Below are 319 nucleotides of genomic sequence, written 5' to 3'. Positions count from 1 at the left end.
GACAATGATTTAAGTGAACTTTATAAAATAAAAGAACATGATAGAACTATAAAAAGTTTAGCAACTGGAACTGTTATAAGGTCAATAGGTAGAGATACAAAATCAATGGATGGTTTTGGAAATATTCTGGCCATATGTGACGAACTACACGCACACCCAAATAATCAGGGTGACTTTCACATCATGCCAGGCACACCCAAATAATCAGGACGAACTACACGCACACCCAAATAATCAGCCTGATTATTTGGGTGTGCGTGTAGTTCGTCCGTCAGTCCGTTCCACACGGGGACGCCGGAGAGCTCAGCCAGGGCCTCGA

1 protein-coding gene is annotated in these 319 nt (G+C 42.9%); it reads left to right on the top strand.

Annotated elements, in window-relative coordinates; translation table 11 throughout:
- Positions 1–204 (top strand): hypothetical protein (locus CCC_RS22655; RefSeq protein WP_236686255.1); only part of this gene is annotated, 204 nt, incomplete at its 5' end.
- Positions 205–319 lie beyond the last annotated feature (115 nt).

Source organism: Paramagnetospirillum magnetotacticum MS-1 (assembly GCF_000829825.1).
Classification (GTDB): Bacteria; Pseudomonadota; Alphaproteobacteria; order Rhodospirillales; family Magnetospirillaceae; genus Phaeospirillum; species Phaeospirillum magnetotacticum.
The sequence above is the reverse complement of the archived record's forward strand: the minus strand, read 5'-3'. Positions and strand labels throughout refer to the sequence as shown.